Raw genomic sequence first — 25654 nt, 5'->3', positions numbered from 1 at the left:
TTTCTCTACTAGCTTGTCCGGAGTCAGGCTGTCGTAGCCCTCGAAAGGCTGATGGATCCATGGGTTGGTCGGCAGAAACTCCACGGAATAGTCGGGAGTGAAAGCGGACATCCCCTTGGTCCAGATCACGGCGCTGCGCAGTTCGGTGATAGGCGTGTAGTTGGTCCTGAGCATGCGGACCACGGCGTTCAACGTGTGTCCCGAGTCCGCCAAGTCATCCACCAACAGCACCCGCCCGGCGATTTCCCCCTTGGGCGTGGTGATGAAGCGCGCGAGGTCCAGATGTCCCTGCACGGTGCCCGCCTCTGCCCTATAGGAGCTGGTGGACATGATGGCCAGGGGCTTGTCGAAGATGCGGCTCAGGATGTCGCCGGGACGCAAGCCTCCACGGGCCAGGCACAGGATGGTGTCGAACTCCCAGCCGGACTGGTGCACCTTCAACGCCAGTTTTTCAATGAGGCTGTGGTACTCGTCATAGCTCACGTAGAGATGCTTACCGTCTTCTGTCAGCATTCATCGCTCCTCAGTTGATAGCTACCGGCGCTTGATCCATACGCGCTATGACCATATTTCCCTGGATTCCCTTACGCGACCGCATAGGGGTTGTGCATCAGGATGGTGTGATCACGGTCGGGACTGGTCGAGACCATGGCGATCGGCACGCCCGTCACCTGCTCGATCCGCTCCAGATAGAGGCGGGCATTGGCCGGCAGGTCGTCATAGCGCGTCACCCCGACCGTGGACTGCGTCCATCCGCCCATCTTTTCGTAGATGGGCTGGCAGCGGGCAATCTCCTCGGCGCCCATGGGCAACAGGTCCAGCCGTTCGCCATCGAGTTCATAGCCCACGCACAGCAACAGTTCCGGCAGGCCATCGAGCACATCCAGCTTGGTGATGCACAGCCCCGACAGGCCGTTGACCTGGGCACTGCGCTTGAGCAGGGCCGCATCGAACCAGCCGCAGCGCCGGCTGCGACCCGTAGTCACGCCCTTTTCGGCACCCACGGTGCTCATATGGTAGCCCGGCGTGCCCGGCGTTTCCCAGTCCAGCTCCGTGGGGAACGGGCCGCCGCCGACGCGCGTGCAATAGGCCTTGGTAATGCCCAGGATGTAGTGCAGCTGGCCAGGGCCCACACCCGAGCCCGCGGCGGCATTGCCCGCCACGCAGTTGCTCGACGTCACATAGGGATAGGTGCCGTGGTCCACATCCAGCAGCGTGCCCTGGGCGCCTTCGAACAGCAGATTGGCGCCCACCGCGTGGGCTTCGTTGAGCTCGCGCGACACGTCGGCCATCATCGGCTTGAGCATCTCGGCATGGCGCATGGCTTCGGCAAAGACCGGCTCGAACTGCACCTGCCCATCCTTGATGTAGGGCTTGAGCGCATCGCTGAACTGGAAGCTACCCGAGCCCAGGAAGGTGGTCAGCACATGGTTGTGCAGTGCCAGCAGCTCACGCAGCTTGGCCGCGAAGCGCTCCGGGTACTTGAGGTCCTGCACGCGCAGCGCGCGGCGCGCGACCTTGTCCTCATAGGCCGGGCCGATGCCGCGCCCGGTGGTGCCGATCTTCTCGGCGCCGCCATGCTCGCGCGCGGCCTCGCGGGCCACGTCGAGCGCCGCATGGAAGGGCAGGATCAGGGGGCATGCCTCGGAAATGCGCAGGCGCGAGCGCACCTCGACGCCGGCCTTTTCCAGCCCCTCGATTTCCTCGAACAGCTTGGCTGCCGACAGCACAACGCCATTGCCGATGTAGCACTTCACGCCAGGACGCATGATGCCGCTGGGGATCAGGTGCAGTGCCGTCTTGACGCCGTTGATGACCAGCGTGTGGCCCGCGTTGTGCCCACCCTGGAAGCGCACGACGCCCTGAGCGCTTTCGGTCAGCCAGTCCACCAGTTTGCCCTTGCCCTCGTCGCCCCACTGGGTGCCGACCACGACAACATTGCGACCCTTGCTTGCTTTCATGTCAAACCCGATTTAAATGCAGAAAATTCAAAGAGCCCGGACGACCCAACGCCCCCCCACCTGGACCAATTCACGGTCACAGTGGAATTCATCGACCTCGCTGCCATGACCCGGCAGCATGCACACCACGGTCTCGCCCTGCTGGCGCAAGGCGGCGATCGCGGCATTGACGTCCGGCGCCTCGCCCCAGGGTGCCCGGATGGCCGCCTTGAGCGGACGCGGCGAGACCACGCCAACCAGTTGCTTGACGTCCAGGCTGAAGCCCGCCGCCGGACGGTTGCGCCCGAAAACCGCGCCCACCTCGTCATAGCGCCCGCCGCGCACGAGGGCATCGCTCGCCCCCTGGGCATAGACCGCAAAACGCGCGCCGCTGTAGTACGCATAGCCGCGCAGGTCGGCCAGGTCGAAAGTGACCCGCGCGCTTTGCACGCGTGCCGCAATGGCCCTCAAATCCGATAGCACCTGGCGCACGCCAGATATGGATTTAAGGGCAATTTCAGCCTCATCCAGCACGGAGGCATCGCCATACAGCTGCAACAGGGCGAGCAGCCCTTCGCGCGCGTTCGCGGGAAAGTCGCGTGCGAGGAAGGTCAGCTCGCTGGCGTCCTTGGCGGCCAGCGCAGCATGCACCCTGGCCAGCGTCTGCAGGCCCACCGGCAGACCAGCGAGCAGACTGCGCACGATGCGCACGTCGGCCAAGTCCACGCTGACGTCCTGCACGTTCGCGCTGCGCAGGCACTCCAGCGACAACAGAACGGCCTCGATATCGGCCTCGATACCCGGATGGCCGTAGATTTCCGCGCCGAACTGCAGCGGCTCGCGTGTCGCGTGGGGACGATCCGGCCGCGTGTGCAGCACGGGGCCGCAGTAGCACAGCCGCGTCACGCCGCGCCGGTTGAGCAGATGCGCGTCGATGCGCGCCACCTGCTGCGTAGTGTCCGCGCGCAGGCCCAGGGAACGGCCCGAGAGCTGATCCACCAGCTTGAAGGTCTGCAGGTCCAGCGCCTCGCCGGTGCCGGTCAGCAGCGAGTCCAGATGCTCCAGCAAGGGAGGCATGACCAGCTCATACCCGTAGCTGCGGGCCGTGTCCAACAGCCCGCGGCGAAGTTCTTCAATGTGCCGCGCCTCGGAGGGCAAGACATCGGCAATGTGATCCGGCAGGACCCAGGCAGACATGGGAAGGGGGAGGCTGTTAAAAAAGCGATTCTACCGGCTCGGACGATGCGCGCCCTTGCCGGAGCACATGACGGCTACAGGAGCAGCAGCACAAGGCCGCCCGCGACGATGCTCAGCAGAGCGCAGAAGCGGATCTGCCCGTCGCGCAGCTGCAGGATCTGCATGAACATGCGCCGCCAGCCCGCAGGGGATACGAAGGGGAAAAGCCCTTCGATCACCAGAACCAAGCCCAGGGCCGCCCAAAAGCTGGCTTCCCAATCCATATGGGTGCTTCCGCCCGGCCTAGCGCAATCAGGGCTTGCGCGGCGATGCAGGCGCAGCTGTTCCGACTCCCGCGCCGCGGAAGGCCTTGAAGAACTCGGTGGACGACGGATCGAGCACCACCAGGTCACCCTTGCGATTGAAGCTCGCCTTGTAGGCCTCGAGGCTGCGGTAGAACTGCGCGAACTGCGGATCGCGGCCGAAGGCCTGGGCATACAGCCGCGAGGTTTCGGCATCGCCTTCGCCCTTGACCTTCTGCGCATCGCGGTAGGCATTGGCGATGATGATTTCGCGCTGGCGGTCGGCATCGGCGCGGATCTTCTCCCCCTCGGCGGCACCGGTGGAGCGCAATTCATTGGCCACGCGCTTGCGCTCGGCCTCCATGCGGCGGTACACCGACTCGGTGATCGCCTCCACGTAGTCCACGCGGGTGATGCGCACATCCACCACGTCCACGCCCCAGGGCTTGGCGCCGCGCACGGCCTCCAGCACCTCGCGCTTGACGTCGGACATGAGCGCATCGCGCTTGACCGACAGCAATTCCTTGACGGTGCGGCGGTTGACCTCTTCCTGGAACGCGTTGCGCACCACGCGGTTGAGCTGCAGGGCGCCGGCGTTCTCGTCCAGCCCCACGTTGCGGATGTATTCCGACGGATCGCTGATGCGCCAGCGCACATACCAGTCGATCACCACGCGCTGCTTCTCCGCCGTCAGCATGGACTCGGTATCCGAGCTGTCCAGCGTCAGCAGGCGCTTGTCGATGTAGCGCACGTTCTGGAACGGGGGCGGCAGCTTGAAATACAGGCCCGGCTCGGTGAGCACATCCTTGATCTGGCCCAGGGCATACACCACGCCGAACTGCCGCTGGTCCACCACGAACATCATGGAGCTGGCCAGCGCCAGCAGCACGAGAAAGGTCGAGGCAATGAATCCGATTCTGTTCACACGGATCTCCTATCGGGACTCGCGCTCGCGCGAGCGGCTGGCGTCGCGCGAGCGGGTGTCGCCCTGGAATTGAGAAGACGATGCCGGCGGCACGCTGCCGGAGCCGGCGGCCGGCGGCGCTTCGTGCACCGCGGCGGGCGGCGTCTGCGACACACCCTGCATGATCTTGTCGAGCGGCAGATACAGCAGGTTCGACCCCTGGCGCGACTCCACCAGGACCTTGGTGACGTTGCTGTAGATCTGCTGCATGGTTTCGATATACATGCGGTCGCGGGTCACCTGCTGCGCCTTCTGGTACTCGGTCAGGATGTCGCTGAAACGCTGCGTATCGCCTTGCGCCTGTGCCACGACGCGGGCCTTGTAAGCGGCGGCCTCTTCCGCGAGCCGCGATGCCGTACCGGCCGCGCGTGGAACCACGTCGTTCGCATAGGCTTGCGCTTCGTTCTTGGCGCGTTCGCGCTCCTGGCCGGCCTTGAGCACGTCGTCGAATGCCGCCTGGACCTGCTCGGGCGGGCGCACGCCGCCCTGCTGCAGATTGATGCCGACCACCTCCACGCCGATCTTGTAGCGGTCCAGGATGGTCTGCATCAGATTGCGCACGCGCGGGGCAATCTGGTCGCGCTCCTCGGCAAGCGCCGTGTCCATCCGCATCTTGCCCACGACCTCGCGCACCGCCGTTTCGGCCACCTGCACCACGGCATCGGCCGGGTTGCGGCTCTCGAACAGCCAAGCGCGCGCATCATTCAGGCGGTACTGCACGGCGAACTTGATCTCGACAATGTTCTCGTCCTCCGTCAGCATGGCTGACTCGCGCAGCCCCGTGCTCTTGATGATGGTGTCACGCCCCACGTCCACCGAGCGGATCTGGGTCACGAACACCAGCTCGTGGCGCTGGATGGGATAAGGCAGGCGCCAGTTGAAGCCGGCATTGACCGTGCTTTTGTACTTGCCGAACTGGGTGATCACGGCCTGCTGGCCTTCCTGCACGATGAAGAAGCCCGTGCCCAGCCAGATCAGGACGGCGATGACGGCGATCAGGCCCACGCCCACGCCGGCATTCTTCATGTCGGGCTGGAAGCCGCCGCCATTGCCACCGCCCGGCGTCGGCCCGCGGCCACCGCCATTGCGCCCGCCGAAAAGGCCGCCCAGCTTGCGGTTCAGGTCCTGCCAGAGTTCGTCGAGATCGGGCGGCTGGCCCGCGGAGTTCTGCCCACGCCCCCGGCCACCACCCTGTGGCTGGTCCGTGGAAGGGCGCTCCGGCTCCGGGCGTTGCCCCCCCTCGCCCTTGTCGTCCCCACGGCCCCAGCGCGGGTCGTTGAGGTTGAACATCCCCCGGATGCGCTCGGGCAGCAATGCCCAGCGGGAGGCGCGATTATGAAGGTTCATGCGCAAGTTCTCTTGTTCTCTGTACACCTGTAACGTCCGGCATTGTGCCCAATCAGCCCGGAGGGCCCGGTAATTCAGCAGTCTCGCCAGGGGTCATGTCGCGCGCCGCGGCCTCCTGGACCATGTGGGCCAGCAGTTCGCGCAGTGCCGGGATTCCCTCACCCTGGCGGGCGCTCACGAAGATGCGCGGCACCTGGCGCCCGTCGAGCTCATACATGTCCTGCAGCCGCGCGGGCCTGGTCTCGGCGGGCATGGCATCGAACTTGTTGAACACGAGCAGCTGCGGAATCTCCGCCGCGCCGATCTCAGCCAGCACCAGTTGCACCTGCGCGATCTGCTCGGGATAGCCGGGGTTGGCCGCATCCACCACATGCAGCAGCAGATCGGCATCGACAGCCTCCTGCAGCGTGGCCTGGAAGGCGTCCACCAGGCCATGGGGCAGATCGCGGATGAAGCCCACCGTGTCGGACAGGGACACCGATCCGACGGCCTCGCCCAGGTAGAGCTGGCGCGTCGTGGTGTCGAGCGTGGCGAACAGCTGGTCGGCGGCATACGCCCGGGCCTTCACCAGGGCGTTGAACAGCGTGGACTTGCCGGCATTGGTATAGCCGACCAGCGATATGTTGAACGTGTCGCGCCGCTCACGCTGGCGGCGCTGCGTGGCCCGCTGGCGCTTGACCTTGACGAGCCGCTCGCGCGTGCGCTTGATGGCCTCGCCGATCATGCGGCGGTCGAGCTCGATCTGCGTCTCGCCCGGGCCGCCACGCGTGCCGATACCGCCGCGCTGGCGCTCCAGGTGTGACCAGCGCCGCACCAGCCGCGTGCTCAGGTACTGCAGCCGCGCCAGCTCCACCTGCAGCTTGCCTTCGTGGCTGCGGGCGCGCTGGGCAAAGATCTCCAGGATGAGCAGCGTCCGGTCGTTGACCGGCATCTGCAGATGGCGCTCAAGATTGCGCTGCTGCGCCGGGCTCAGGGCCTGGTCGAACAGCACCTCCTTGGCGCCATGCATTTGCGCCAGGGTCTGGATCTCGCCGGCCTTGCCGCTGCCCACGAACAGGGCGGCGTCGGGCGCCTTGCGCTTGCACGTCAGGCGCGCCACCGGCTTCAGGCCCGCCGTCTGGGCCAGCAGCCCCAGCTCCTGCAATTCGGCGTCGAAATGGGGAAGACCGAAATCCACGCCGACCAGGAGGACCGGCGTGAAATCGGTGTCGGATGATGGGTTGGAACTCAAGGCTGGCAGGCCCTTGCATGCGAAGCGCTTGCGCCCCGGCGCAGCCCCTGGCTGCGGTGTGGGTTTACTGGTTGTCCCCTTCGGCGGCTTCCGCCGTCGAGAAGTTGACGGCGCGGCCCGGAACGATCGTGGAGATGGCGTGCTTGTAGACCATCTGCGTCACCGTGTTGCGCAGCAGCACCACGTATTGATCGAAGGATTCGATCTGCCCCTGCAGCTTGATGCCGTTCACCAGATAGATGGACACCGGCACATGCTCGCGACGCAGCGCGTTCAGGAAGGGATCTTGAAGAAGCTGGCCTTTATTGCTCACGATATTCTCCGTGTTCAAGAATGTTGTTGTAAACCGGCACCTTACCACAGTCATGGTGCCGTACGCGGTTCAGGGGATCAGGATTCGTGCTTGTCGGCGTACGGGTTGCTGGAGCTCTTGAGCTCGATGCGCAGCGGCGTCCCGATAAGGTCGAACTCCTTGCGGAAGCGTCCTTCGAGAAAGCGCTTGTAGGCGTCCGTGACATGCTCCAGGGAGTTTCCGTGGATCACGATCACCGGAGGATTCATACCGCCCTGGTGCGCATAGCGCAGCTTGGGGCGGAACATGCCGGAGCGCTTGGGGCTCTGGAACTGCACGGCCTCCTGCAGCAGCCGGGTCAGCACCGGCGTGGGCATCTTGCGGTTGGCGGACTTGTAGGCCTGCACGATGGAGGCCCACAGCGGCCCTATGCCCTGGCGCTTCATGGCCGAGATGAAATGCAGCGGAGCGAACTTGAGGAAGGACAGGCGCGTCTCTATGGAGCGTTCGAGCTGCTGGCGGCCATAGTCGTCCACCGCATCCCATTTGTTCACGGCGATGACCACGGCGCGGCCGCTCTCCAGGATGTAGCCCGCGATGTGCGCGTCCTGGTCCGTCACGCCCTGGGTCGCATCGAGCAGCAGCAGCACCACGTTGGCCGACTCGATGGCCTGCAGGGTCTTGACGACGGAGAACTTCTCTATCGCCTCGAACACCTTGCCCTTGCGGCGCAGGCCCGCGGTGTCGATCAGCTCGAACTTCTGGCCATTGCGCTCGAAGGGCACCGAGATGGCGTCGCGCGTGGTGCCCGGCATGTCGAAGGCCACCAGGCGTTCTTCGCCGAGCCAGGTGTTGATCAGCGTGGACTTGCCCACGTTGGGGCGCCCCGCCACGGCAAGGCGTATGACGTTGGCCTCGGCGACGACGTCGCCCTCGCCCGCCTCGGGCAGGGCCAGGGACTTGAGCGCCAGTTCCACCAGGCTGCGCACGCCCTGGCCATGCGCGGCCGAGACGGGGTGCACCTCGCCCAGGCCCAGTTCGTAGAACTCGGCCAGGTGGGCGCTGTCCTGCATGCCCTCGGCCTTGTTGCCGGCCAGCACGCAGGGCTTGCCCAGGCGGCGCAGGTACTTGGCGATGTCGTGGTCCTGCGCCGAGAGGCCACCGCGCACGTCCACAACGAAGATCACCACGTCGGCCTCGGCCACCGCCTGCTGGGTCTGCTTGGCCATCTCGCGGTAGATGCCGCTGGATGCGTCGGGCTCGAAGCCTCCCGTGTCGATGACGATGAATTCGTGCTTGCCCTGGCGGCCGTTGCCGTAGTGGCGGTCGCGCGTGAGGCCGGCGAAGTCGGCCACGATGGCGTCGCGCGACTTGGTCAGGCGGTTGAACAGGGTGGATTTGCCCACGTTGGGCCGCCCCACCAGGGCGATGACCGGTTTCATCCCAGCGTCCTATAACGATCAGTCCGGGCGGAAGCCGTAGACACCGCCCTTGCGCGTCACCACTACCAGGGTGTCGCCGGCGGCCACGGGCGACGCCGCGATGGCCGAGCCATCCGTCGTCAGCCGGTTGAGCGGCGCGGCGTCCTCGCGCGACAGCAGATGCACCAGCCCCGAGTCGTCGCCGATGACCACCGAGCGGCCGAGCAGCAGAGGCGCCGTCAGCTTGCGGAACTGCAGCCTCTCGGACGTCCATGCACGCACGCCATCGGCGCGGCGCCAGGCGGCAACCGTGCCATTGCTCTCCGTGCCGAACAGCATGCTGCCGTCCCCGTCGATGCCCTCGCTGCCGCTGGCGGGCTGGGTCCACAGGACCGTGCCGCGCCCGGCATCGATGCAACCCACGGTGGCCTGGAAGGCCCGCGCGCAAACGCTGTCGCCGACACGGCTGGTGCGGCCCACGATCTCGACCAGGCGCTCCACGTCGTTGGTGCCGCGCGGGCTCGCCAGGGGGGCCTCCCAGCGCACCACGCCGTTGTCCGGATTGAAGCCGACCAGGCGCCCCGACAGGCCGGCCACCAGGGTGTCGCCCACCGCCATCAGGACGCCGCCCTCGCGCAGGATCAGCGGCTCGCCCGGGCGCTGCTGGCGCCACAGCTGGTAGCCGGTGGCCGCATCGAAGGCGGTGATGGAGCGGTCGGCGGCCAGCACGAACACGCGATGGCCCGCCACCAGCGGCGCCGTATAGGCCTGTGCCGGCAGGGACTTGCGCCAGATCTCGCGCGCGCCGTCGAGGACCACGACCTGAGCGTTCCTGGACACCACGGCGCTCCACCGGCCGTCGCTGCCCACGCCCGATGCCAGCTGCATGTTCAGCTGAGTGCGCCAGACGTCGCCGCCCGTGCGTGCGTCGATCGCGGCGACCTCGCCATTGGCGGACGCCAGCGTGACCACGTTGCCATTCACGTGGACGTCGAGCGCCACCCCCTCCACGGCGCCGATCCGGGCCGTCCAGGCCTGGCGCACGCCGAGCACGGGGACGTTGGGGCCGAGTTCGGCTGGCTTGGGCTTCGACGAGCCGCCCCACAGCGAACAGCCGCTCACGCCGAGCAGGCCCGCCAGCGCGAGCGCGCCCCACAGGGCCCTGCAGCTCCTGCGCGCCGCGCTCACTGCGCACCTCCCGCGGGTGCGGCCGAGGCCACCGCCTCGGCCTGCGCACCCAGGGCGTTGAGCTTGGCCTCCACCAGGCGCCGGTATTCGATGCCCGCATCGAGGGCCTGGTAGGCGCGCCGGTATTCGGCGATCGCCTCCTGCTTCTTGTCCTGCAGCGCGAGCACGTCGCCCTTGCGGTCGGCGACGGTGCCGGCGAACTCGGACGGGAAGCGCGCCGATAGCTGGGCCAGCGCCTCGTCGTAGGCCTTTTCCTCGATCAGCACCCCTGCCAGGCGCAGCCTGGCCAGGGCCATGTAGCCCTCGTCGGAGGCCTTTTCCGCCACCCAGGCCAGCACGCCCTTGGCGGCATCCCATTTGCCGGCATCGGCCAGGGCCTTGGCCGCCAGCAGACCCGCCTGGCCGGCCTGTATGGTGCCGCCGTAGCCGGACTTCAGGTCGCCAAAGGCCTGCTCCACGCGCGCCAGGTCGCCCGATTGCGCGGCCAGTTCCACGGCCTCCACCAGGGCCGTGGCCTGCTGGGCCTGGCGGCTCTGCCACAGCTGGTAGCCATTCCACGCGGCGAACCCGCCCAGAACGATGATCAGCACCCAGGTGATGGGCGTGCCCCAGGTGTTCCAGAAGTGCTTGAGCTCGTCGAGCTGTTCTTGTTCTTGAAGGTCGAAGTTGTTGGCCATGTTGGGGGTTTCCGTTCAGCGCGGCGATTGTAGGCTGGCGGCCCAGTCCGCCAGGGTGGCCAGCGGGCGCTCGACCTGCTCGCCGCCGTCGCGCAGGGGCTTGATGGTGACGGCGCCGCGCGCCATCTCGTCGGCGCCGAAGACCAGGGCGAAGCGGCTGCCGCTGGCGTCGGCCTTCTTGAACTGCGACTTCATGCTGCCCATGCCCTCGCCCGCCGCCGTGGGGCTGTGCATCTGCACCGACACGCCCAGCGCGCGCAGCCGCTGCAGGGCCGCCATGACCACGGGCAGCGCGGACGCGTCGGGCACGATGGCATAGGCATCGGCCACGGGCCGGGGCGCCTGCGCCTCCTGCTCCTTGATGAGCTCCAGCACGCGCTCCACGCCCAGGGCCCAGCCCACGGCGGGCGCCGGCTTGCCGCCGATCTGCTCAATCAGGTAGTCATAGCGGCCGCCGCCGCAGATCGTGCCCTGCGAGCCGAGCTGGTCGGTGACGAACTCGAACACCGTGAGGTTGTAGTAGTCCATGCCGCGCACCAGGCGCGGGTTGAGGCTCCAGGCCACGCCATTGGCGTCCAGGATGGCCTTGACGGTCTCGAAATGCTTCAGCGACGCCTCGCCCAAGAAGTCGATGAGCCGCGGCGCAGCCTCCACGACGGCCTGCATGGCGGGGTTCTTGGTGTCCAGGATGCGCAGCGGGTTGCTGTGCAGGCGCCGGCGCGCGTCCTCGTCGAGCTCGTCCTGGTGCTGCTCCAGGTGCGCGATCAGCGCCGCGCGGTGGGCTCGGCGCTCGTCCGGCTGGCCCAGGCTGTTGAGCTCCAGGCGCACGTCCTTCAGGCCCAGCTCGGCCCACAGCGCGTGGGCGAGCAGGATGATCTCGGCATCGGCCTCGGCACCCGGGAAGCCCAGGGCCTCGGCGCCGATCTGGTGGAACTGGCGGTAGCGCCCGCGCTGGGGCCGCTCGTGGCGGAACATGGGGCCCATGTAGTACAGGCGCTTGCCGCCGTCGTACAGCATCGAATGCTCGACCACGGCGCGCACCACGCCGGCCGTGGCCTCGGGGCGCAGCGTGAGCTGCTCGCCGTTGAGGCGGTCCTCGAAGGAGTACATCTCCTTCTCGACGATGTCGGTCACCTCGCCCAGGCCGCGCACGAACAGCGGCGTGGGCTCGACGATGGGGGTACGGATGTTGCGGTAGGCGTAGCGCGCCATCAGCGTGCGCACCGTGTCCTCCAGCCATTCCCAGCGCGCTGACTCGGGCGGCAGGATGTCGTTCATGCCCTTGATGGCAACCAGCTTCTGCATCTTGTGTAGATCTTCTATTTGAATGAAATTAGCCCCCAGCGCTTATCCAGCAAGCGTTAGCAGCTATTGTTTTTATTGCACCACTACGCGTCGGCGCCCGCCCCGAAGCGCTTGGCGATGTAGTCGTTGACGATGTCCTGGAACTCCCGGGCGATGTTGTCCCCACGCAGGGTCAGCGCCTTCTCGCCGTCGATGAACACGGGCGCCGCGGGCGCCTCGCCAGTGCCCGGCAGGCTGATGCCGATGTCGGCATGCTTGCTCTCGCCCGGGCCGTTGACGATGCAGCCCATGACCGCCACCTTGAGCCGCTCCACGCCGGGGTAGCGCAGGCGCCACACGGGCATTTGCGCGCGCAGGTAGTCGTCGATCTGCTTGGCCAGTTCCTGGAAGGTGGTGCTGGTGGTGCGCCCGCAGCCGGGGCAGGCGGTCACGCTGGGCACGAAGGCGCGCAGCCCCAGCGACTGCAGGATCTCGGCGGCCACGACCACCTCCTGGGTGCGCGCCTCGCCAGGCTGGGGCGTGAGAGACACGCGGATCGTGTCGCCTATGCCCTCCTGCAGCAGGATGGACAGCGCCGTGGTCGAGGCCACGATGCCCTTGGTGCCCATGCCGGCCTCGGTCAGGCCCAGGTGCAGCGCGTAGTCGCAGCGCCGGGCCAGTTCGCGGTACACGGCGATCAGGTCTTGCACGCCGCTGACCTTGCACGAGAGGATGATCTGCTCGCCCGCGAGGCCCATGGCCTCGGCGCGGCGCGCCGATTCGATGGCCGAGGTGATCAGAGCCTCGTACATGACCTGGCGCGCGTCCCAGGGCTCGGCCCGCTGGCTGTTGGCGTCCATCAGATCGGCCAGCAGCTCCTGGTCCAGGCTGCCCCAGTTGACACCTATGCGCACGGCCTTGTCCCACCGCATCGCCGCCTCGATCATCTGGCCGAACTGCTTGTCGCGCTTGTCGCCCTTGCCCACGTTGCCGGGGTTGATGCGGTACTTGGACAGCGCCTGCGCGCAGTCCGGGAACTCGGTCAGCAGGCGGTGGCCGTTGTAGTGGAAGTCGCCTACCAGGGGCACGCTCTCGCCCATGCGGTCGAGCTGCTCGCGGATGTAGGGCACGGCCGCGGCGGCCTCCGGCGTGTTCACCGTGATGCGCACGAACTCGGAGCCGGCCTGCGCCAACTCCTTGACCTGGATGGCCGTGCCGATCGCATCCACCGTGTCGGTATTGGTCATGGACTGCACGCGCACCGGCGCGTCGCCGCCCACCGTGACGACGCGGCTGCCCCAGACGATGCGCGCCTGGCGCGAGCGGCGCGCCAGGGGCGCCACCATGGCAATGGGTGCTGCTGTGTCAGGCATGTTCATTCACTTCACCTCGAAACGCGCCACGTTTTCGCGCGCGATGGCCTTCAGGTCCATGGGCTGGCCGCGCACGATGACGTCGGTCGCATCGGCCTTGCCGACCACCACGCTCCATGGCGATGGACCCTCGGCGGAATAGTTCTCGCCGGCGGCCATGGCCTTCTGCAGCACCACGCGGCCGGCGCCATTGCGCACCTGCACCCAGGACTCGGCGCGCGCACGGATGACGAGCACCCCCTCGGGCTCCGGTGCCTGGGCGGCGGGCGCATCGTCAGCGGAGGCCGCAGCGCGCGCGGGCCCGGGCACCGCCGGCGCCTGCGCGGCCGGCACCTCCTGCGTCGCGGCCGGGCCGGGCTGCCCGGCTGCCGCGTCCCCGGGCTCCCGGGCGTCCTGTGTCGGCGCCACCTGCTGCGGCGGCTGCGCGGCGGGCTCGGCCTCGCCGCTCTTGTCGCTCGTGCCGAGGGGCAGGAATGCCATGGCCAGGGCAGCGGCGAGCAGCACCAGCGCGGCAATGCCCACCAGGCGCGACCTGGGCTGCTCCAGGGAAACGCCCTTGCCGCCCCGGCGAATCGGGTCCTTGAACGAGGCATTGATGCCCTTGTCCGGCGGAAGCTGGGCGGGGCGGCCCTGGGGCAACAGCGCCAGGACGGGGGCGGCATCGACCTTCAAGGTCCGGCACACGCTCGATGCCAGCGCGCGCATGAAAACGACATCGGGAAATGCGTCCTGGTCGTCGGCCTCCAGCGCCTGGAGCTTGGCCACGGGCACCTTCAGGGCGGCAGCCAGCGCACCGATGTGCACGCCTGCGGATTCGCGCAATCGCCGCAGCAGGACGCCGGCCGACTCGCCGGCGGCCGGCGCCGAATGGTCTGCGTCATGTGTCGCCATCGACTCACTCATGGAATGCCCCTCTGTCGAATGCCGATGTTTCCTTGGCATCGGGGAAGCGCTTGTGCAGCTGATCGCCCAATTGCCGCATGGCCACCGAGTCGCCAAGCGCGCGCTCCACCTTGATGCCCAGCCAAAGAGACTGCGCATTGGCGAACTCGCCATTGTTGACGCGGCGGATGTAGAACTGCGCCCGCTTGGCCTCTGCGCGCGCCAGCATGATGGAGGCCAAGTGGTAGCCCACGACCGGGTTGCCGGCATCGATCTCGTACGCGCGCAGCAGGGTCTGCTCGGCGTCGGCCGCGCGGCCGGCGCGCTGGTAGCACAAGCCCTGGGACATCAGGGTCTTGCTGCGCGCGGCATAAGTGGGCGTGGCCAGGGCGCGCTCGAACAGCTGGTTGGCCTGCTCGTACTGCTGACGCTGGCACTGCAGCCAGCCGTAGTTGTGCATGATGTCCGGGTCGGCCGGCTTCATGGCCTGGGCGCGCTTGAGGCTGTCCTCGGCAAGCGCCAGGTCCCCCATGCTCATGTACACCAGCCCGCGCAAGTGGTAGGCATCGGCGTAGCCGGGGTCCGTGGCAAGCGCCTGGCGCACCTCGTCCAGCGCGACCGCCGTCTGCCCCATCTGCATGTAGTTGGCTGCCAGCTCCAGCCGGATGCGTGCGCGCCGCCGCACGTCCGTCTCGCCGCCGGAGCCCGCCACCGGCTCACTGGCCCCGGGGTCCGCCGCCCGATGGGCGCAACCCGCCAGAGCGGCCAGTACGGCCGCCGCAACACAGGCGGCCAACAGCCAACGCCCTGCCCGACCTCGATCCGTGCGCCACACCGTCATGAATTGCCTCTCTTCGTTGACTCAGGTAATCGGCTTGATCTCGATGGTCCGCAGCCTGGCCATGCGCTCGCCGACCCGCGTCCGGTCCTTGACGTCACCGGCCAGTTGGCCGCAGGCCGCATCGATATCGTCGCCACGCGTCTTGCGCACCGTGGTGACGATGCCGGCATCGGAGAGCAGCTTGGCAAACGCCGACACCGCCACCGCAGGAGAGCGGCGCAGGCCCGATGCGGGAAACGGGTTGAACGGAATCAGGTTGAACTTGCAGGACACGCCGCCGTCCGCCGCCTTGCGGCTCACGAGCGCTATCAGCTCGCGCGCATGCTCGGGCTGGTCGTTCACGCCGTCGAGCATGCAGTACTCGAAGGTGATGAAGTCACGCGGCGCGTGCTCCAGATAGCGCCGGCAGGCCGCCAGCAGCTCTTGCAACGGGTACTTGCGATTGAGCGGCACCAGGTTGTCGCGCAGCTCGTCATTGGGCGCATGCAGGGACACGGCCAGCGCCACAGGGCAGTCCCGGCCCAGGCGGTCCATCATGGGCACCACGCCCGAAGTGGACACGGTCACCCTGCGGCGCGACAGGCCGTAGCCATGGTCGTCGAGCATGATGCGCAGCGCCGGCACCAGGGCCGAGTAGTTCTGCAGCGGCTCACCCATGCCCATCATCACGACGTTGGAAATCACGCGCTCGCCATCGCCGCGGCGCTGACGCAGGACGTGCTCGGCATGCCAGAGCTGGGCAACGATCTCGCCCGTGGTCAGGTTGCGGCTGAACCCCTGGTGCCCCGTGGAGCAGAAGCGGCAGCCGACGGCACAACCCGCCTGCGAGGAGATGCACAGGGTGCCGCGGTCGTCCTCGGGGATGAAGACCGTCTCCACGGCATTGCCGCCGCCCACGTCGAACAGCCACTTCACCGTGCCATCCGCCGAGGCATGCTCGCTGATGGCCTGCAGGCCCGACACATGGGCGCAGCCCTTGAGCTTCTCGCGCAGGGACTTGGCCAGATCGCTCATCTGGTCGAAGTCGCTCGCGCCACGCTGGTGGATCCAGCGGAACAGTTGCGTGGCCCGGAAACGCTTCTCTCCCAGCCGCTCGCAGAAAGCGGCCATGGCGTCCAGGTCCAGGTCCAGAAGGTTCGTGGTCATAACGTCATCGCATGTCCACGCCCACATGGTGCGCCCCGCGCGCGGCAAGGCCGGCCATGGCCTCACCCTGCGCACGGAACCACTGCATCAGCGCGCGTAGACGTTCAGGCCAGGGAAGAAGAAGGCCACTTCGACCTGGGCGGTCTCCGCGGCGTCGGAGCCATGCACTGCGTTGGCGTCGATGCTGTCGGCGAAATCGGCGCGGATTGTGCCGGCCTCGGCCTTCTTGGGGTCCGTCGCGCCCATGAGCTCGCGGTTCTTCAGGATGGCGTTCTCGCCCTCCAGCACCTGCACCATCACGGGGCCGGAGATCATGAAGTCCACCAGATCCTTGAAGAAAGGGCGCTCCTTGTGCACGGCATAGAACTGCTCGGCCTCGGCGCGCGAGAGGTGGATCATGCGGGCAGCGGCGATCTTCAGGCCGGCAGCCTCGAAACGGGCGTAGATCTGGCCGATCACGTTCTTGGCGACTGCGTCGGGCTTGATGATGGAAAGGGTGCGTTCGATAGCCATTTGGTTTTCCTAGAGAGAGTGTTGCGGTATTTTTTGCCTCGCGGGCAAAACCGTTAATTTTAGCGTGCCGTCAAACCCCTAGCGCCCGCCGCGGCGCGAGCCCCCGCCGCGTTGCTGCTGCTGGCGATGGCGCGAGAAGCTGTCGGCGCCGATGTACCCCACCGAGGTCTTCATCGGATCGGGCTGTGAGCTGCCGGACGAGCGCCCTGCGCGCCCCGCGGCCTTGCCCCGCCCCTCCCCCTGCATCTTCGCGCCCATGGGCTTGCGCTCGCCGCGGCGGCCGTTCCTGCCTGCGCGCGCACCACCGCCCGCATCGGCCGGGACTCCCGCGGCCTGCATCAGGGCACGAATGTCATGCTCGTCTAGCTCCAGCCAGGCTCCGCGCTTGAGTCCGCGCGGCAGCATCATGGCGCCATAGCGAATGCGGATCAGCCGGCTCACCGCATGCCCCACGGCTTCGAACATGCGCCGCACCTCGCGGTTGCGTCCCTCGGAGATCGTGACCCGGTACCAGCAATTGGCGCCTTCGCCGCCACCGTCCTCGATGGAGCCGAAGGCTGCCATGCCGTCCTCCAGCGACACACCATCGAGCAGGCGCTGCCGCTCCTCGTCGCTCAGGGCGCCCAGGACGCGCACGGCGTACTCGCGCTCCAGGCCAAAGCGGGGGTGCATGAGCTTGTTGGCCAGTTCGCCGGAGCTGGTGAACAGCAGCAGGCCCTCGGTATTGAGGTCCAGGCGCCCGACCGATTGCCATTTGCCCTGCTGCAGCCGCGGCAGCTTGCGGAACACCGTGGGGCGGTTCTGCGGATCGTCGTGCGTCACGACCTCGCCGACCGGCTTGTGATAGGCGATCACCCGCGTGGGCGGGGGCGCGACCCGGAACCGGATCGGCTTGCCGTTGACCTTGATCTGGTCGCCGAACTGCACGCGCTGCCCGATGTGAGCCGGCTCGTTGTTGACGGAGATGCGCCCTTCGAGAATGAGCTGTTCCATTTCGAGCCGCGACCCCATGCCCGCCTGGGCCAGCACCTTGTGCAGCTTGGGGCTTTCCGGCTGGGGCAGCAGCACCCGCTTGTGCGGCACCACCTCGGTGTCGCCCTCGTCCTGGTCGAGCTGTCCCGACACCACGTCGGCGAAGCGGTAGCCGTCGCCGCGCGGCGCCGGCTTGCCGTCACGCCTGCCGTGCTTTCGCGCGGCATCGCGGTGCTCCGGCCGCTGCGGCCTGTCCGCTGCCTCCGCAGAAGCGGACGGCGCGTCGGCCTGCGCCTGCGGTTCCTGCTGCCGCGGCGCGTCCGCCCCGTGGTCTGCGGAGGCCGCTTTCCCGGCAGGCTTACGCGTGCGCGGCCTGCGCGCCTTGGGCGCCTCGGCGGAGGCGGGCACCTGCGCCTCAGCAGGCGCCTGGGCAGCCTCGAGGGCCTTGTTCGAATCGTTCATGTCAACTTCCTGCGACGCCGTCGCCGTCCTCATCCGTCACACCCGCCACCAGGGCGGGTGCGCCTGCAATCTCTTCGCCGCTCTGCACGGCCATCTCCTCGCCCGGCTGCTGCGTATCCGCCGCAGCCCCCAACGCATCCAGCACATTCGCCTGCACGCCGGGATCCTCCAGCATTGGCAATTGATCCAGCGACTGCAGCCCCAGGTCGTCCAGGAACTGCCGCGTGGTGGCCAGCAGGGCCGGCCGCCCTACCGTATCGCGGTGCCCGACCACCTCGATCCAACCCCGGTCCTCCAGCTGCTTGATGATCAGGCTGTTGACCGTTACGCCCCGGATATCCTCGATGTCGCCACGCGTCACCGGCTGACGGTAGGCGATGATGGCCAGGGTCTCTAGTGTGGCGCGCGTGTACCTGGGCGGCTTCTCAGGGTGCAGGCGGTCGAGGTACTCACGCATCTCGGGACGGCTCTGAAATCGCCACCCCGTCGCCACCTGCACCAGTTCCACGCCGCGCAGCGCCCAATCCTGCTGCAACTCCAGCAGCAGCGCCTTCACCGTATCCGAGCCCAGCGCATCATCGAACAGGGTACGCAGTTCGCGTACCGATACGGGCTGCGGCGCGCAGATCAGCGCAGTTTCGAGAACCCGTTTGGCTTCCACCGAATTCATGGTCCAACAGTTCCAAAAAGGGCGGCCACGCGCCATGGGCGGGGCATTTACCTGGGGTTGGAGAATGTGCGACGCCAAAGTGGCGGCGAATGGCGCCGTACCTGCACCGGGCCGGCATGGCATCAACGGCATGAGGCCACTGCGCCGGCGGCAGGGCCGCTGGTCCCGCTAATTGTAGCGTAAGCCCCAGAAATCAAGGGCCTGGCGCATATCCTCGGGCAGCGGGGCGTGGAACTCCATGGGCTTGCCGGTCACGGGGTGGGTGAACGCAAGGCGGAAGGCGTGCAGGGCCTGCCGCCGCATGGGGCCGCCCACGGCACCGCCATACAGGGCGTCGGCCACCAGGGGGTGGCGGATGGACGCCATGTGCACGCGTATCTGATGTGTCCTGCCCGTGTGCAGCGTGCACCGGACGAGGCATACCTCTTCGCCGGACGCGAGCAGGTCGAAATCGGTGCACGCCTCCTTGCCGGCATGCTGGCCGAGGTCCACCACCGCCATGCGCAGGCGGTTGCGCGGGTCGCGCCCTATCGGCGCCCGGATGCGGCGCTGCTCCGAGCCCGACCACGCGCCCCAGGCCAGCGCCAAGTACTGGCGGCTCACCTCGCGCGCCGCGATCATGCGCACCAGCGCATCCATGGCCGCGCGGTTGCGCGCCACCACCATGAGACCGCTCGTGTCCTTGTCCAGCCGGTGCACGATGCCGGCGCGCGGCACCTGCATGGCCTGCGCATCGCGCCCGAGCAGGGCGTTGAGGAGAGTCCCGCTCCAGTTGCCCGGCGCCGGATGCACCACCAGGCCCGCCGGCTTGTCGATGACGAGCAGATGCTCGTCCTCATGGACCACGTCCAGCGGCAGGCTCTCGGGCTTGAAGGCCTGGCTCTGCTGCGTGGGGCGCATCCGCACCGCCACCTGGTCTCCGGCCCTGACCTTGTGGGCGGGCTTGGCGGCGGGCTGGCCGTTGAGGCGCACGTCACCCTGCGCAAGCAGCTGCTGTAGATAGCTGCGAGAAAACTCCGGCACCAGTTCCGCCAGGGCCTTGTCCAGGCGCGCCTGGTGCTGCGCGGCGGGCACCATCACCTCGCGCAGCTCGGCGTCCGACTCCTCCTCGGCAGTGCGCTGCGGGTCGGACTCCTCGTCCGGCCACGGCAGCCCGTCGCCTGCCACCTGCTTGCTCAACGCGCGGGCAGGTAACGTGCGGGATCCACCGGCTTGCCCTGGCGGCGGATCTCGAAATGGAGCTTCACGCGATCGGCATCGGTGCTGCCCATTTCCGCGATCTTCTGGCCACGGCGCACGTTCTGGTCCTCCTTCACGAGCAGCGTCTGGTTGTGCGCATAGGCCGTGAGGAAGGTGTTGTTGTGCTTCAGGATCACCAGGTTGCCGTAGCCGCGCAGGCCCGCGCCGGCATACACCACGCGGCCGTCGGCGGCGGCCAGCACCGGGTCCCCGGCCTTGCCCGCGATGTCGTAGCCCTTGTTGCGCACCTCGTCGAAACCGGCCAGCAATGTCCCCGAGGAAGGCCAGATGAAGCGCATGTCGTCGGCGCCACCGGCCATAGCGGGTGCCGGCTCGGGGGCAGGTGCGGGGGCCGGCGCGGCCGCCGCAGAGGCCGGTGCGGTTGGCGCGGAAGCGGCCGATGCGGTGGGCTTGGGCACGCTCGCGGGCGATGCGGACGCCAGGGGCGACGAGACGACCGGCCGGGTCACGACACCCGTGTCGGATGCCACCGATGCCGCGGGCGGGACCACCCGCAGCACCTGCCCCACCTCGATCAGGTTGGCGTTCTCCAGGTTGTTCCAGCGCGCGATGTCCTTCCAGCTCTGCCCGTTTTCCAGGCCGATGCGAATCAGGGTGTCTCCGGGCTTGACGGTGTAATAACCCGGCTTTCCGGCGTTTTCGGCGCCCGGCAGCGGCTTGGCCTCGGGGGCAGTGCTCGCCGGGGTCGCGCCACCATTGGCAAAGGTGCCGCGATCCACCACCGGAGCCCTGTTCACGGGGGCGCTGCAGCCGGCCAGCAAACCGCCACCCGCCAGCACGAAAACCCCCAAAGCCACAAGACCACGCGATACGAACATAAGCAATTCCTTCAAACGACCCCCGATTTTAGGGGGACGAAATGCACGGCTTCGAGCACCGTCTGCTCCAGGCCTTTCGGCGTTTTGTCAACCACGAGCAACATCTGGCGCCCGTCCACCCCCGCCATGGGGGCCACGAGGCGCCCCCCCATGGCAAGCTGCTCACACCACTGCGGCGGGAGGCTGCCGCCGCCCGCCGCGGAAATGATGCCCGCATAGGGTGCGCCGCCGGCATAGCCCAGCATGCCGTCGCCCAGGATCAGATGGACGTTTGCCAAGCGCAAGGGGCGCAGGTTCTCGCGCGCCTTTTCATGCAACGCGCGCAGGCGCTCTATGGTGTACACCTCGCGCGCCAGCCGCGCCAGCACGGCCGCCTGGTAGCCGCAGCCGGTGCCGATCTCCAGCACCCGCCCCAGGCCGCCCGCGCGCGCGCACTGCGCGCCCAGCAGCAGCTCGGTCATGCGCGCCACCACGCTGGGCTTGGAGATGGTCTGGCCCAGCCCTATGGGCAGGCTGGTGTCCTCGTAGGCCTGGTTGACCAGGGCGGTATCGACGAAGCGGTGCCGCTCCACGTTCCCCATGGCCTGCAGCACCGGCACCGCGGTGATGCCCGCCGCCGCCAGCCGCTGCACCATGCGCGCCCGTACCGCGGCCGAATCCAGGCCCACGCCCTGGGGTGTGGGCGGCGGCGCCTCGCGCCGGACACGCGCCGGCGCGAGGGAGGCAGCCGGCGCCGCATCCTTCGTCCAATCGATGCGCGCGGGGAATCCGGGGCGGCGCTGCATCAGCCACCCCCGTCCTGCACGCGCTGCGGCACCAGGCGCGCGGCAGTCTGCGCCCAATAGCCCAGGCCGTCGTGGTCGGTCAAGTCCACCTTCAGGGGCGTCATGGACACATGGCCGTGCGCCGTGGCATGGAAGTCCGTGCCCTCGCTCGCGTCCTTGGCCGGCCCCGCTCCGCCAATCCAGTACATCAGCTCGCCGCGCGGGCTTTGCTGCTCGATGACGCGCTCGGCCGCGTGGCGCCGCCCCAGGCGGCACAGGCGCAGGGGGCGCAGCGCATCGAACGGCATGTTGGGGATATTGATGTTCAGCAGCCATGGCGCCCCGCCCACCAGCTTGTGCCGCTGCATCTGCTCCACGATCTCGCGCGCCTTGCGCGCCGCGGAGTCGAGCTCCCCCCACCCCTTGTCCACCTGGGAAAAGGCCATGGACGGGATGCCGAACAGGTAGCCTTCCATGGCCGCGCCCACGGTACCCGAGTAGATGGTGTCATCTCCCATGTTGGCGCCGTTGTTGATGCCCGAGACCACGAGGTCGGGCCGGTAGCCCAGGACGCCGGTCAGCGCGATGTGCACGCAGTCGGCCGGCGTGCCGTTCACGTAGCGGAAGCCATTGGCCGCGCGATGCACGTACAGCGGCGAATGCAGCGTCAAGGCATTGGATTTGGCACTGTTGTTGTGCTCGGGGGCCACGACCTCGACATCGGCGATGGCCTTGAGTGCGTCATGCAGGGCCACGATGCCCGGCGCCTGGTAGCCATCATCGTTGGAAATGAGGATTTTCATGGTCACGGTGACTGAATGCAACCCATTGTAGGAGGCCATGCCCGCGCCCGCCGGAGCCGACCCGCAGAAGCCACGCTGCGCGGCATGGGCACGCCAGCTATTCAATGAAGCTGCGCTCTGTCACACTTCGCACTCTTTGCATCTTCCTGCCCATCCTGCAGATGGACTCCGCCAAATCTCCTTCCGAAGTCGCGCGTGAAACCCTCAAGCTCCTGGCCGCGCGCCGCCTCTCCCCCACCCCCGACAATTACCAGGCCCTGTACGAAGAGGTGTCGGGCGTCCGCGCCGCGCCGAATTTTCCCACCGCACAGCTGCGCCATATTCTGCATGTGATGCCGGGGCAGACCCCCGGGCAGAAGCGCCTGCTGGGCCAGCTGGAGAACGCCGTCGCGCAGCAAGACTGGTCCATGCTGAAAAACGTGCTGGTGGGCTACGCCAACCTGGGCCTGTCGCCAGTCGCCACGCCGCCGCCCGCCAGCGTCAGCATCACCCAGCTGCCCACCACGCTGGCGCAGAACCTGGCACGCCTGGTGAGCAACACCCTGCCGGCCCTGGGCGAAGACGACCCCCGCGTGCACGAGCTGGCCGCGCAGCTGTGCGCCTTCCTGCGCGAGCCCGAGCGCCCCATCGCCACGGCCGAACTGATGCTGAGCGACTTCAGCTATCGCCTGTCCTTCGCCGCGGAGGACCAGGCCGCCATACGGCAGGGCCTGCTCGGGCTGCTGCGCCTGGTATTCGAGAACATTGCCGCGCTGAGCATCGACGAGCCATGGCTGCACGGCCAGGCCGAGGCGCTGCTGGCCGCATCCACGCCGCCGCTCACGCTGCGTCGGCTCGACGACGTGCACAAGCGCCTCAAGGACGTGATCTTCAAGCAGTCCGAGGCCAAGGACCGCACGGTCCAGGCACAGACGCAGATGCGCGAGCTGCTGGCCACCTTCATCGAGCGCCTGGCGCAGATGGACGAATCGAGCAGCACCTACAACGAAACCATGGAGCGCTGTGCCGAACGCATCGGCCGTGCGACGCAGCTGCAGGACATCATGCCGCTGCTCGAGGAAGTCATGGCCGCCACCCGCGCCATGGCGCTGAACAGCCACGTGACGCGCTCCGAGCTGCAGGACCTGCGCGAGCGCACCGAGGCCACGCATGCCGAGATCACCCAGCTGCGCCGCGACTTGGACCACGCGAGCGCCCAGGCCCGCCACGACCCGCTGACCGGAGCCCTGAACCGCAAGGGGCTGGACGAGGCCATGGAGCGCGAGATCGCGCGCGCGTTCCGCCTGGATACCCCGCTGTGCGTGGCCCTGCTCGACGTGGACAACTTCAAGGCCATCAACGACCGCCTGGGCCATGCCGCAGGCGACGAGGCGCTGATGCACTTGGTCCGGGTCACGCGCGAGGTCATGCGGCCCCAGGACCAGTTGGCGCGCCACGGCGGCGAGGAGTTCGTGCTCATCCTGCCCAACACCCAGCTCGCCGACGGCGTGAAAGCCATGGAGCGCCTGCAGCGCGAGCTGACCAAGCGCTACTTCCTGAAGGAACAGGAGCGCCTGCTCATCACCTTCAGCGCTGGCGTGGCGCAGGTGGAGGGCAAGAACGGCAGCGCCGATGCCATCCGCCGCGCCGACGAGGGCATGTACCTGGCCAAGCGCTCGGGCAAGAACCGCGTGGTGGCTGCGTAGCGCGGCACGGCATGGACACGCCTCCCATGCCCACGCTCGCAGCCATGCACCGCCGCCGGCTTCTGCAGCAGGCGGCCTGGGCCGCCATGGCCACGCAACTGCCGCGCTGGGCCTGGGCCCGGCAGACCCTGCGGCACGACCCCTTCGGCCTGGGCGTGGCCAGCGGCGAGCCCTTGCCCGACGGCGTGGTGCTCTGGACCCGCCTGCTGCCGCCGGACCCGGCCGATGCCGCCGCGCCCTGGGCCGGCCCGCTCACCGTGCGCTGGGAAGTCGCCGACGACGCACAGTTCCGTCGCATCGTGCAGCACGGCAGCGCCACCGCCCTGCCCGACCTGGCGCACAGCGTGCACGTGGAAGTGGCCGGCCTGCAGCCGGGCCGCTGGTACTACTACCGCTTCATGCTGGGCGATGCCGTCAGCGCCGTGGGCCGCACGCGCACGGCCCCGGCGCCGCATGCGCTGGAGCGGCGGCTGCGGATGGTCTATGCCTCATGCCAGCGCTGGGAGCACGGCTACTACGCGGCCTGGCGCCACGCCTGCGCCGACCAGCCCGACCTGGTGCTATTCCTGGGCGACTACATCTACGAATACGCCAGCCCCAAGGACGCGAATGGGCTGGCGCGCACGCACGGCCTGCGCCTGCCGCGCAGCCTGGCCGACTACCGCGAGCGCTACGCGCTGCACAAGAGCGACCCGGACTTGCAGGTTGCCCACGCCTGCGCGCCCTGGGTCGTGACCTGGGACGACCACGAGGTGCAGAACGACTACGCGGGCGACCACGGCCGGGGCGACGCCGCCGAATGGCTGCCCCTGCGCACGGCGGCATGGCAGGCCTTCTATGAGCACATGCCGCTGCGCGCATCGACGCTCAACTCGTCGGCCTTCCAGGGCCTGCAGCTCTACCGGCGCCTGCACTGGGGACGCCTGGCACGGCTGCACGTGCTCGACGCACGGCAATACCGCGACCTGCAGGCCTGCCGCAAGCCGGGCGGCGGCTCGGCCGGCGCGGTGCGCCCCGAGGCCTGCCCCGAGCTCACGGACCCGCAGCGCAGCTTTCTGGGCTGGCAGCAGGAGCAATGGCTGCAGGCCGGCCTGGCGCAGGACGCACGCGAGCGGGCCACGCACTGGAGCGTGCTGGCGCAGCAGACGCTGTTCGCGCCGCGCCACTACCCCTCGGGCCTGCAGTCCACCGACAGCTGGGACGGTTACCCCGCCGCACGCGAGCGCCTGTGCCACGCGCTGGCGCAGCAGACACCGCGCAACACCGTGCTGCTGGGCGGGGACATCCACCAGAACTACGTCTGCAACGTGCCGGCGCCCCCCGGGGCCGGCGGCGCGGCGCGCATCCTGGCCAGCGAGTTCTGCGGCACGTCGATCAGCTCGCGCGCCGGCACCACGCAGGACAAGGTGGACGCCATCCGCCGCCTCAACCCCCATGTGCTGCTGGCTCGCTGCGACGAGCGCGGCTACGGCCTGTGCGACATCACGCCCACGCTCTGGACGACCCGGCTACGCGCCATCCGCGACCCGCTGGACGCGGGTAGCGACGCGTACACCCTGGCCCGCTTCGTGGTGGAGGACGGCCGCCCCGGCCCCCGGCCGGCTTGAACGCACCCGGCTTCCATGAGGCGCCTGAAAGCCCTT

The 25654-nt window shown here is 68.3% G+C and carries 25 protein-coding genes (1 of these 25 running past the window's edge); 2 read left to right on the top strand and 23 right to left on the bottom strand.

Features of this window, described 5'->3' with window-relative positions:
* The 23 genes from ALIDE2_RS07095 to surE all read right to left on the bottom strand — a co-directional run.
* A protein-coding gene (locus tag ALIDE2_RS07095; RefSeq protein ID WP_013519834.1) for a phosphoribosyltransferase crosses the window boundary here: on the bottom strand, nt 1-513 show its 5' portion. 12 nt of this gene lie to the left of the window's left edge; the window shows 513 of its 525 coding nt (coding positions 1-513); its start codon is at nt 511-513; its stop codon lies off the left edge, out of view.
* 71 nt (nt 514-584) lie between these two features.
* Nucleotides 585-1961 carry an adenylosuccinate synthase gene (locus ALIDE2_RS07090; protein WP_013519835.1) on the bottom strand — a complete coding sequence of 459 codons (1377 nt, stop codon included), beginning with the start codon at nt 1959-1961 and terminating at the stop codon, nt 585-587.
* A 27-nt stretch (nt 1962-1988) separates the two neighbouring features.
* The gene (locus ALIDE2_RS07085) at nt 1989-3137 is read right to left on the bottom strand and encodes an ATP phosphoribosyltransferase regulatory subunit (RefSeq protein ID WP_013519836.1); all 1149 of its coding nucleotides are present in this window, start codon (nt 3135-3137) and stop codon (nt 1989-1991) included.
* Between the two features lie 74 nt (nt 3138-3211).
* Nucleotides 3212-3400 carry a DUF2065 domain-containing protein gene (locus tag ALIDE2_RS07080; protein ID WP_013519837.1) on the bottom strand — a complete coding sequence of 63 codons (189 nt, stop codon included), beginning with the start codon at nt 3398-3400 and terminating at the stop codon, nt 3212-3214.
* A gap of 28 nt (nt 3401-3428) precedes the next feature.
* On the bottom strand, nt 3429-4343 hold the full coding sequence (gene hflC / locus ALIDE2_RS07075) for a protease modulator HflC (protein ID WP_013519838.1): 915 nt from the start codon (nt 4341-4343) through the stop codon (nt 3429-3431).
* 9 nt (nt 4344-4352) lie between these two features.
* A complete protein-coding gene (gene hflK, locus ALIDE2_RS07070; RefSeq protein ID WP_013519839.1) occupies nt 4353-5729 on the bottom strand; it encodes an FtsH protease activity modulator HflK in 1377 nt (458 codons plus the stop codon).
* A gap of 52 nt (nt 5730-5781) precedes the next feature.
* Nucleotides 5782-6960, bottom strand: coding sequence for a GTPase HflX (gene hflX / locus ALIDE2_RS07065; protein ID WP_013519840.1), 1179 nt, complete (start codon nt 6958-6960; stop codon nt 5782-5784).
* 64 nt (nt 6961-7024) lie between these two features.
* Nucleotides 7025-7273, bottom strand: a complete 249-nt coding sequence (gene hfq / locus ALIDE2_RS07060; RefSeq protein WP_041701308.1) for an RNA chaperone Hfq — start codon at nt 7271-7273, stop codon at nt 7025-7027.
* Between the two features lie 77 nt (nt 7274-7350).
* On the bottom strand, nt 7351-8694 hold the full coding sequence (gene der, locus ALIDE2_RS07055) for a ribosome biogenesis GTPase Der (RefSeq protein WP_013519842.1): 1344 nt from the start codon (nt 8692-8694) through the stop codon (nt 7351-7353).
* An 18-nt stretch (nt 8695-8712) separates the two neighbouring features.
* Entirely contained in the window at nt 8713-9861 is a 1149-nt protein-coding gene (bamB, locus tag ALIDE2_RS07050) for an outer membrane protein assembly factor BamB (RefSeq protein WP_013519843.1), read from the bottom strand.
* The gene (locus ALIDE2_RS07045) at nt 9858-10538 is read right to left on the bottom strand and encodes a YfgM family protein (RefSeq protein ID WP_013519844.1); all 681 of its coding nucleotides are present in this window, start codon (nt 10536-10538) and stop codon (nt 9858-9860) included. Before ALIDE2_RS07045 ends, bamB begins: the two co-directional genes overlap by 4 nt.
* 15 nt (nt 10539-10553) lie before the next feature.
* A complete protein-coding gene (gene hisS, locus ALIDE2_RS07040; protein ID WP_013721681.1) occupies nt 10554-11843 on the bottom strand; it encodes a histidine--tRNA ligase in 1290 nt (429 codons plus the stop codon).
* Between the two features lie 83 nt (nt 11844-11926).
* Nucleotides 11927-13201 (bottom strand): flavodoxin-dependent (E)-4-hydroxy-3-methylbut-2-enyl-diphosphate synthase, encoded by a 1275-nt coding sequence (gene ispG, locus ALIDE2_RS07035; RefSeq protein WP_013519846.1) that lies wholly within the window; start codon nt 13199-13201, stop codon nt 11927-11929.
* The gene (locus ALIDE2_RS07030) at nt 13202-14098 is read right to left on the bottom strand and encodes a helix-turn-helix domain-containing protein (RefSeq protein ID WP_013721680.1); all 897 of its coding nucleotides are present in this window, start codon (nt 14096-14098) and stop codon (nt 13202-13204) included. It lies immediately after the preceding gene.
* Nucleotides 14091-14918 carry a type IV pilus biogenesis/stability protein PilW gene (gene pilW, locus ALIDE2_RS07025; RefSeq protein ID WP_013519848.1) on the bottom strand — a complete coding sequence of 276 codons (828 nt, stop codon included), beginning with the start codon at nt 14916-14918 and terminating at the stop codon, nt 14091-14093. The genes ALIDE2_RS07030 and pilW overlap by 8 nt, the downstream gene beginning before the upstream one ends.
* Before the next feature lie 21 nt (nt 14919-14939).
* Nucleotides 14940-16064, bottom strand: coding sequence for a dual-specificity RNA methyltransferase RlmN (rlmN, locus tag ALIDE2_RS07020; RefSeq protein WP_013721679.1), 1125 nt, complete (start codon nt 16062-16064; stop codon nt 14940-14942).
* An 87-nt stretch (nt 16065-16151) separates the two neighbouring features.
* Nucleotides 16152-16577, bottom strand: coding sequence for a nucleoside-diphosphate kinase (ndk, locus tag ALIDE2_RS07015; protein ID WP_013519850.1), 426 nt, complete (start codon nt 16575-16577; stop codon nt 16152-16154).
* 78 nt (nt 16578-16655) lie between these two features.
* Nucleotides 16656-18011: a pseudouridine synthase gene (locus ALIDE2_RS07010; protein WP_013519851.1), complete on the bottom strand. Its 1356-nt coding sequence runs from the start codon at nt 18009-18011 to the stop codon at nt 16656-16658.
* 1 nt (nt 18012) lies between these two features.
* A complete protein-coding gene (scpB, locus tag ALIDE2_RS07005) occupies nt 18013-18681 on the bottom strand; it encodes an SMC-Scp complex subunit ScpB (protein ID WP_013519852.1) in 669 nt (222 codons plus the stop codon).
* A 168-nt stretch (nt 18682-18849) separates the two neighbouring features.
* Nucleotides 18850-19833: an RluA family pseudouridine synthase gene (locus ALIDE2_RS07000; protein WP_238530138.1), complete on the bottom strand. Its 984-nt coding sequence runs from the start codon at nt 19831-19833 to the stop codon at nt 18850-18852.
* A 23-nt stretch (nt 19834-19856) separates the two neighbouring features.
* Nucleotides 19857-20759 carry a peptidoglycan DD-metalloendopeptidase family protein gene (locus ALIDE2_RS06995; RefSeq protein WP_013519854.1) on the bottom strand — a complete coding sequence of 301 codons (903 nt, stop codon included), beginning with the start codon at nt 20757-20759 and terminating at the stop codon, nt 19857-19859.
* A gap of 11 nt (nt 20760-20770) precedes the next feature.
* Nucleotides 20771-21544, bottom strand: a complete 774-nt coding sequence (locus tag ALIDE2_RS06990) for a protein-L-isoaspartate(D-aspartate) O-methyltransferase (protein WP_013519855.1) — start codon at nt 21542-21544, stop codon at nt 20771-20773.
* Entirely contained in the window at nt 21544-22326 is a 783-nt protein-coding gene (surE, locus tag ALIDE2_RS06985; protein ID WP_174764518.1) for a 5'/3'-nucleotidase SurE, read from the bottom strand. Before surE ends, ALIDE2_RS06990 begins: the two co-directional genes overlap by 1 nt.
* 104 nt (nt 22327-22430) lie before the next feature.
* Between surE and ALIDE2_RS06980 the strand changes: the two genes are divergently transcribed.
* Both ALIDE2_RS06980 and ALIDE2_RS06975 read left to right on the top strand, forming a co-directional pair.
* Nucleotides 22431-24011, top strand: a complete 1581-nt coding sequence (locus ALIDE2_RS06980) for a GGDEF domain-containing protein (RefSeq protein ID WP_013721677.1) — start codon at nt 22431-22433, stop codon at nt 24009-24011.
* A gap of 26 nt (nt 24012-24037) precedes the next feature.
* Nucleotides 24038-25618, top strand: coding sequence for an alkaline phosphatase D family protein (locus ALIDE2_RS06975; protein ID WP_013721676.1), 1581 nt, complete (start codon nt 24038-24040; stop codon nt 25616-25618).
* The last annotated feature ends 36 nt before the right edge of the window (nt 25619-25654 follow it).

The sequence above is a fragment of the Alicycliphilus denitrificans K601 genome, from assembly GCF_000204645.1.
GTDB lineage: Bacteria > Pseudomonadota > Gammaproteobacteria > Burkholderiales > Burkholderiaceae_C > Alicycliphilus > Alicycliphilus denitrificans.
Note: the sequence above shows the minus strand (reverse complement) of the source record. Positions and strands in the feature narration are given on the sequence as shown.

Bases quoted from the DNA above. Each gene is read 5' to 3' on its own strand.
- ALIDE2_RS07090 (WP_013519835.1), bottom strand. From the start codon at position 1,961: ATGAAAGCAAGCAAGGGTCGCAATGTTGTCGTGGTCGGCACCCAGTGG.
- ALIDE2_RS07085 (WP_013519836.1), bottom strand. From the start codon at position 3,137: ATGTCTGCCTGGGTCCTGCCGGATCACATTGCCGATGTCTTGCCCTCC.
- ALIDE2_RS07080 (WP_013519837.1), bottom strand. From the start codon at position 3,400: ATGGATTGGGAAGCCAGCTTTTGGGCGGCCCTGGGCTTGGTTCTGGTG.
- hflK (WP_013519839.1), bottom strand. From the start codon at position 5,729: ATGAACCTTCATAATCGCGCCTCCCGCTGGGCATTGCTGCCCGAGCGC.
- der (WP_013519842.1), bottom strand. From the start codon at position 8,694: ATGAAACCGGTCATCGCCCTGGTGGGGCGGCCCAACGTGGGCAAATCC.
- ALIDE2_RS07045 (WP_013519844.1), bottom strand. From the start codon at position 10,538: ATGGCCAACAACTTCGACCTTCAAGAACAAGAACAGCTCGACGAGCTC.
- hisS (WP_013721681.1), bottom strand. From the start codon at position 11,843: ATGCAGAAGCTGGTTGCCATCAAGGGCATGAACGACATCCTGCCGCCC.
- ispG (WP_013519846.1), bottom strand. From the start codon at position 13,201: ATGAACATGCCTGACACAGCAGCACCCATTGCCATGGTGGCGCCCCTG.
- ALIDE2_RS07030 (WP_013721680.1), bottom strand. From the start codon at position 14,098: ATGAGTGAGTCGATGGCGACACATGACGCAGACCATTCGGCGCCGGCC.
- pilW (WP_013519848.1), bottom strand. From the start codon at position 14,918: ATGACGGTGTGGCGCACGGATCGAGGTCGGGCAGGGCGTTGGCTGTTG.
- rlmN (WP_013721679.1), bottom strand. From the start codon at position 16,064: ATGACCACGAACCTTCTGGACCTGGACCTGGACGCCATGGCCGCTTTC.
- ndk (WP_013519850.1), bottom strand. From the start codon at position 16,577: ATGGCTATCGAACGCACCCTTTCCATCATCAAGCCCGACGCAGTCGCC.
- ALIDE2_RS07010 (WP_013519851.1), bottom strand. From the start codon at position 18,011: ATGAACGATTCGAACAAGGCCCTCGAGGCTGCCCAGGCGCCTGCTGAG.
- scpB (WP_013519852.1), bottom strand. From the start codon at position 18,681: ATGAATTCGGTGGAAGCCAAACGGGTTCTCGAAACTGCGCTGATCTGC.
- ALIDE2_RS06995 (WP_013519854.1), bottom strand. From the start codon at position 20,759: ATGTTCGTATCGCGTGGTCTTGTGGCTTTGGGGGTTTTCGTGCTGGCG.
- ALIDE2_RS06990 (WP_013519855.1), bottom strand. From the start codon at position 21,544: ATGCAGCGCCGCCCCGGATTCCCCGCGCGCATCGATTGGACGAAGGAT.
- surE (WP_174764518.1), bottom strand. From the start codon at position 22,326: ATGAAAATCCTCATTTCCAACGATGATGGCTACCAGGCGCCGGGCATC.
- ALIDE2_RS06980 (WP_013721677.1), top strand. From the start codon at position 22,431: ATGAAGCTGCGCTCTGTCACACTTCGCACTCTTTGCATCTTCCTGCCC.
- ALIDE2_RS06975 (WP_013721676.1), top strand. From the start codon at position 24,038: ATGCCCACGCTCGCAGCCATGCACCGCCGCCGGCTTCTGCAGCAGGCG.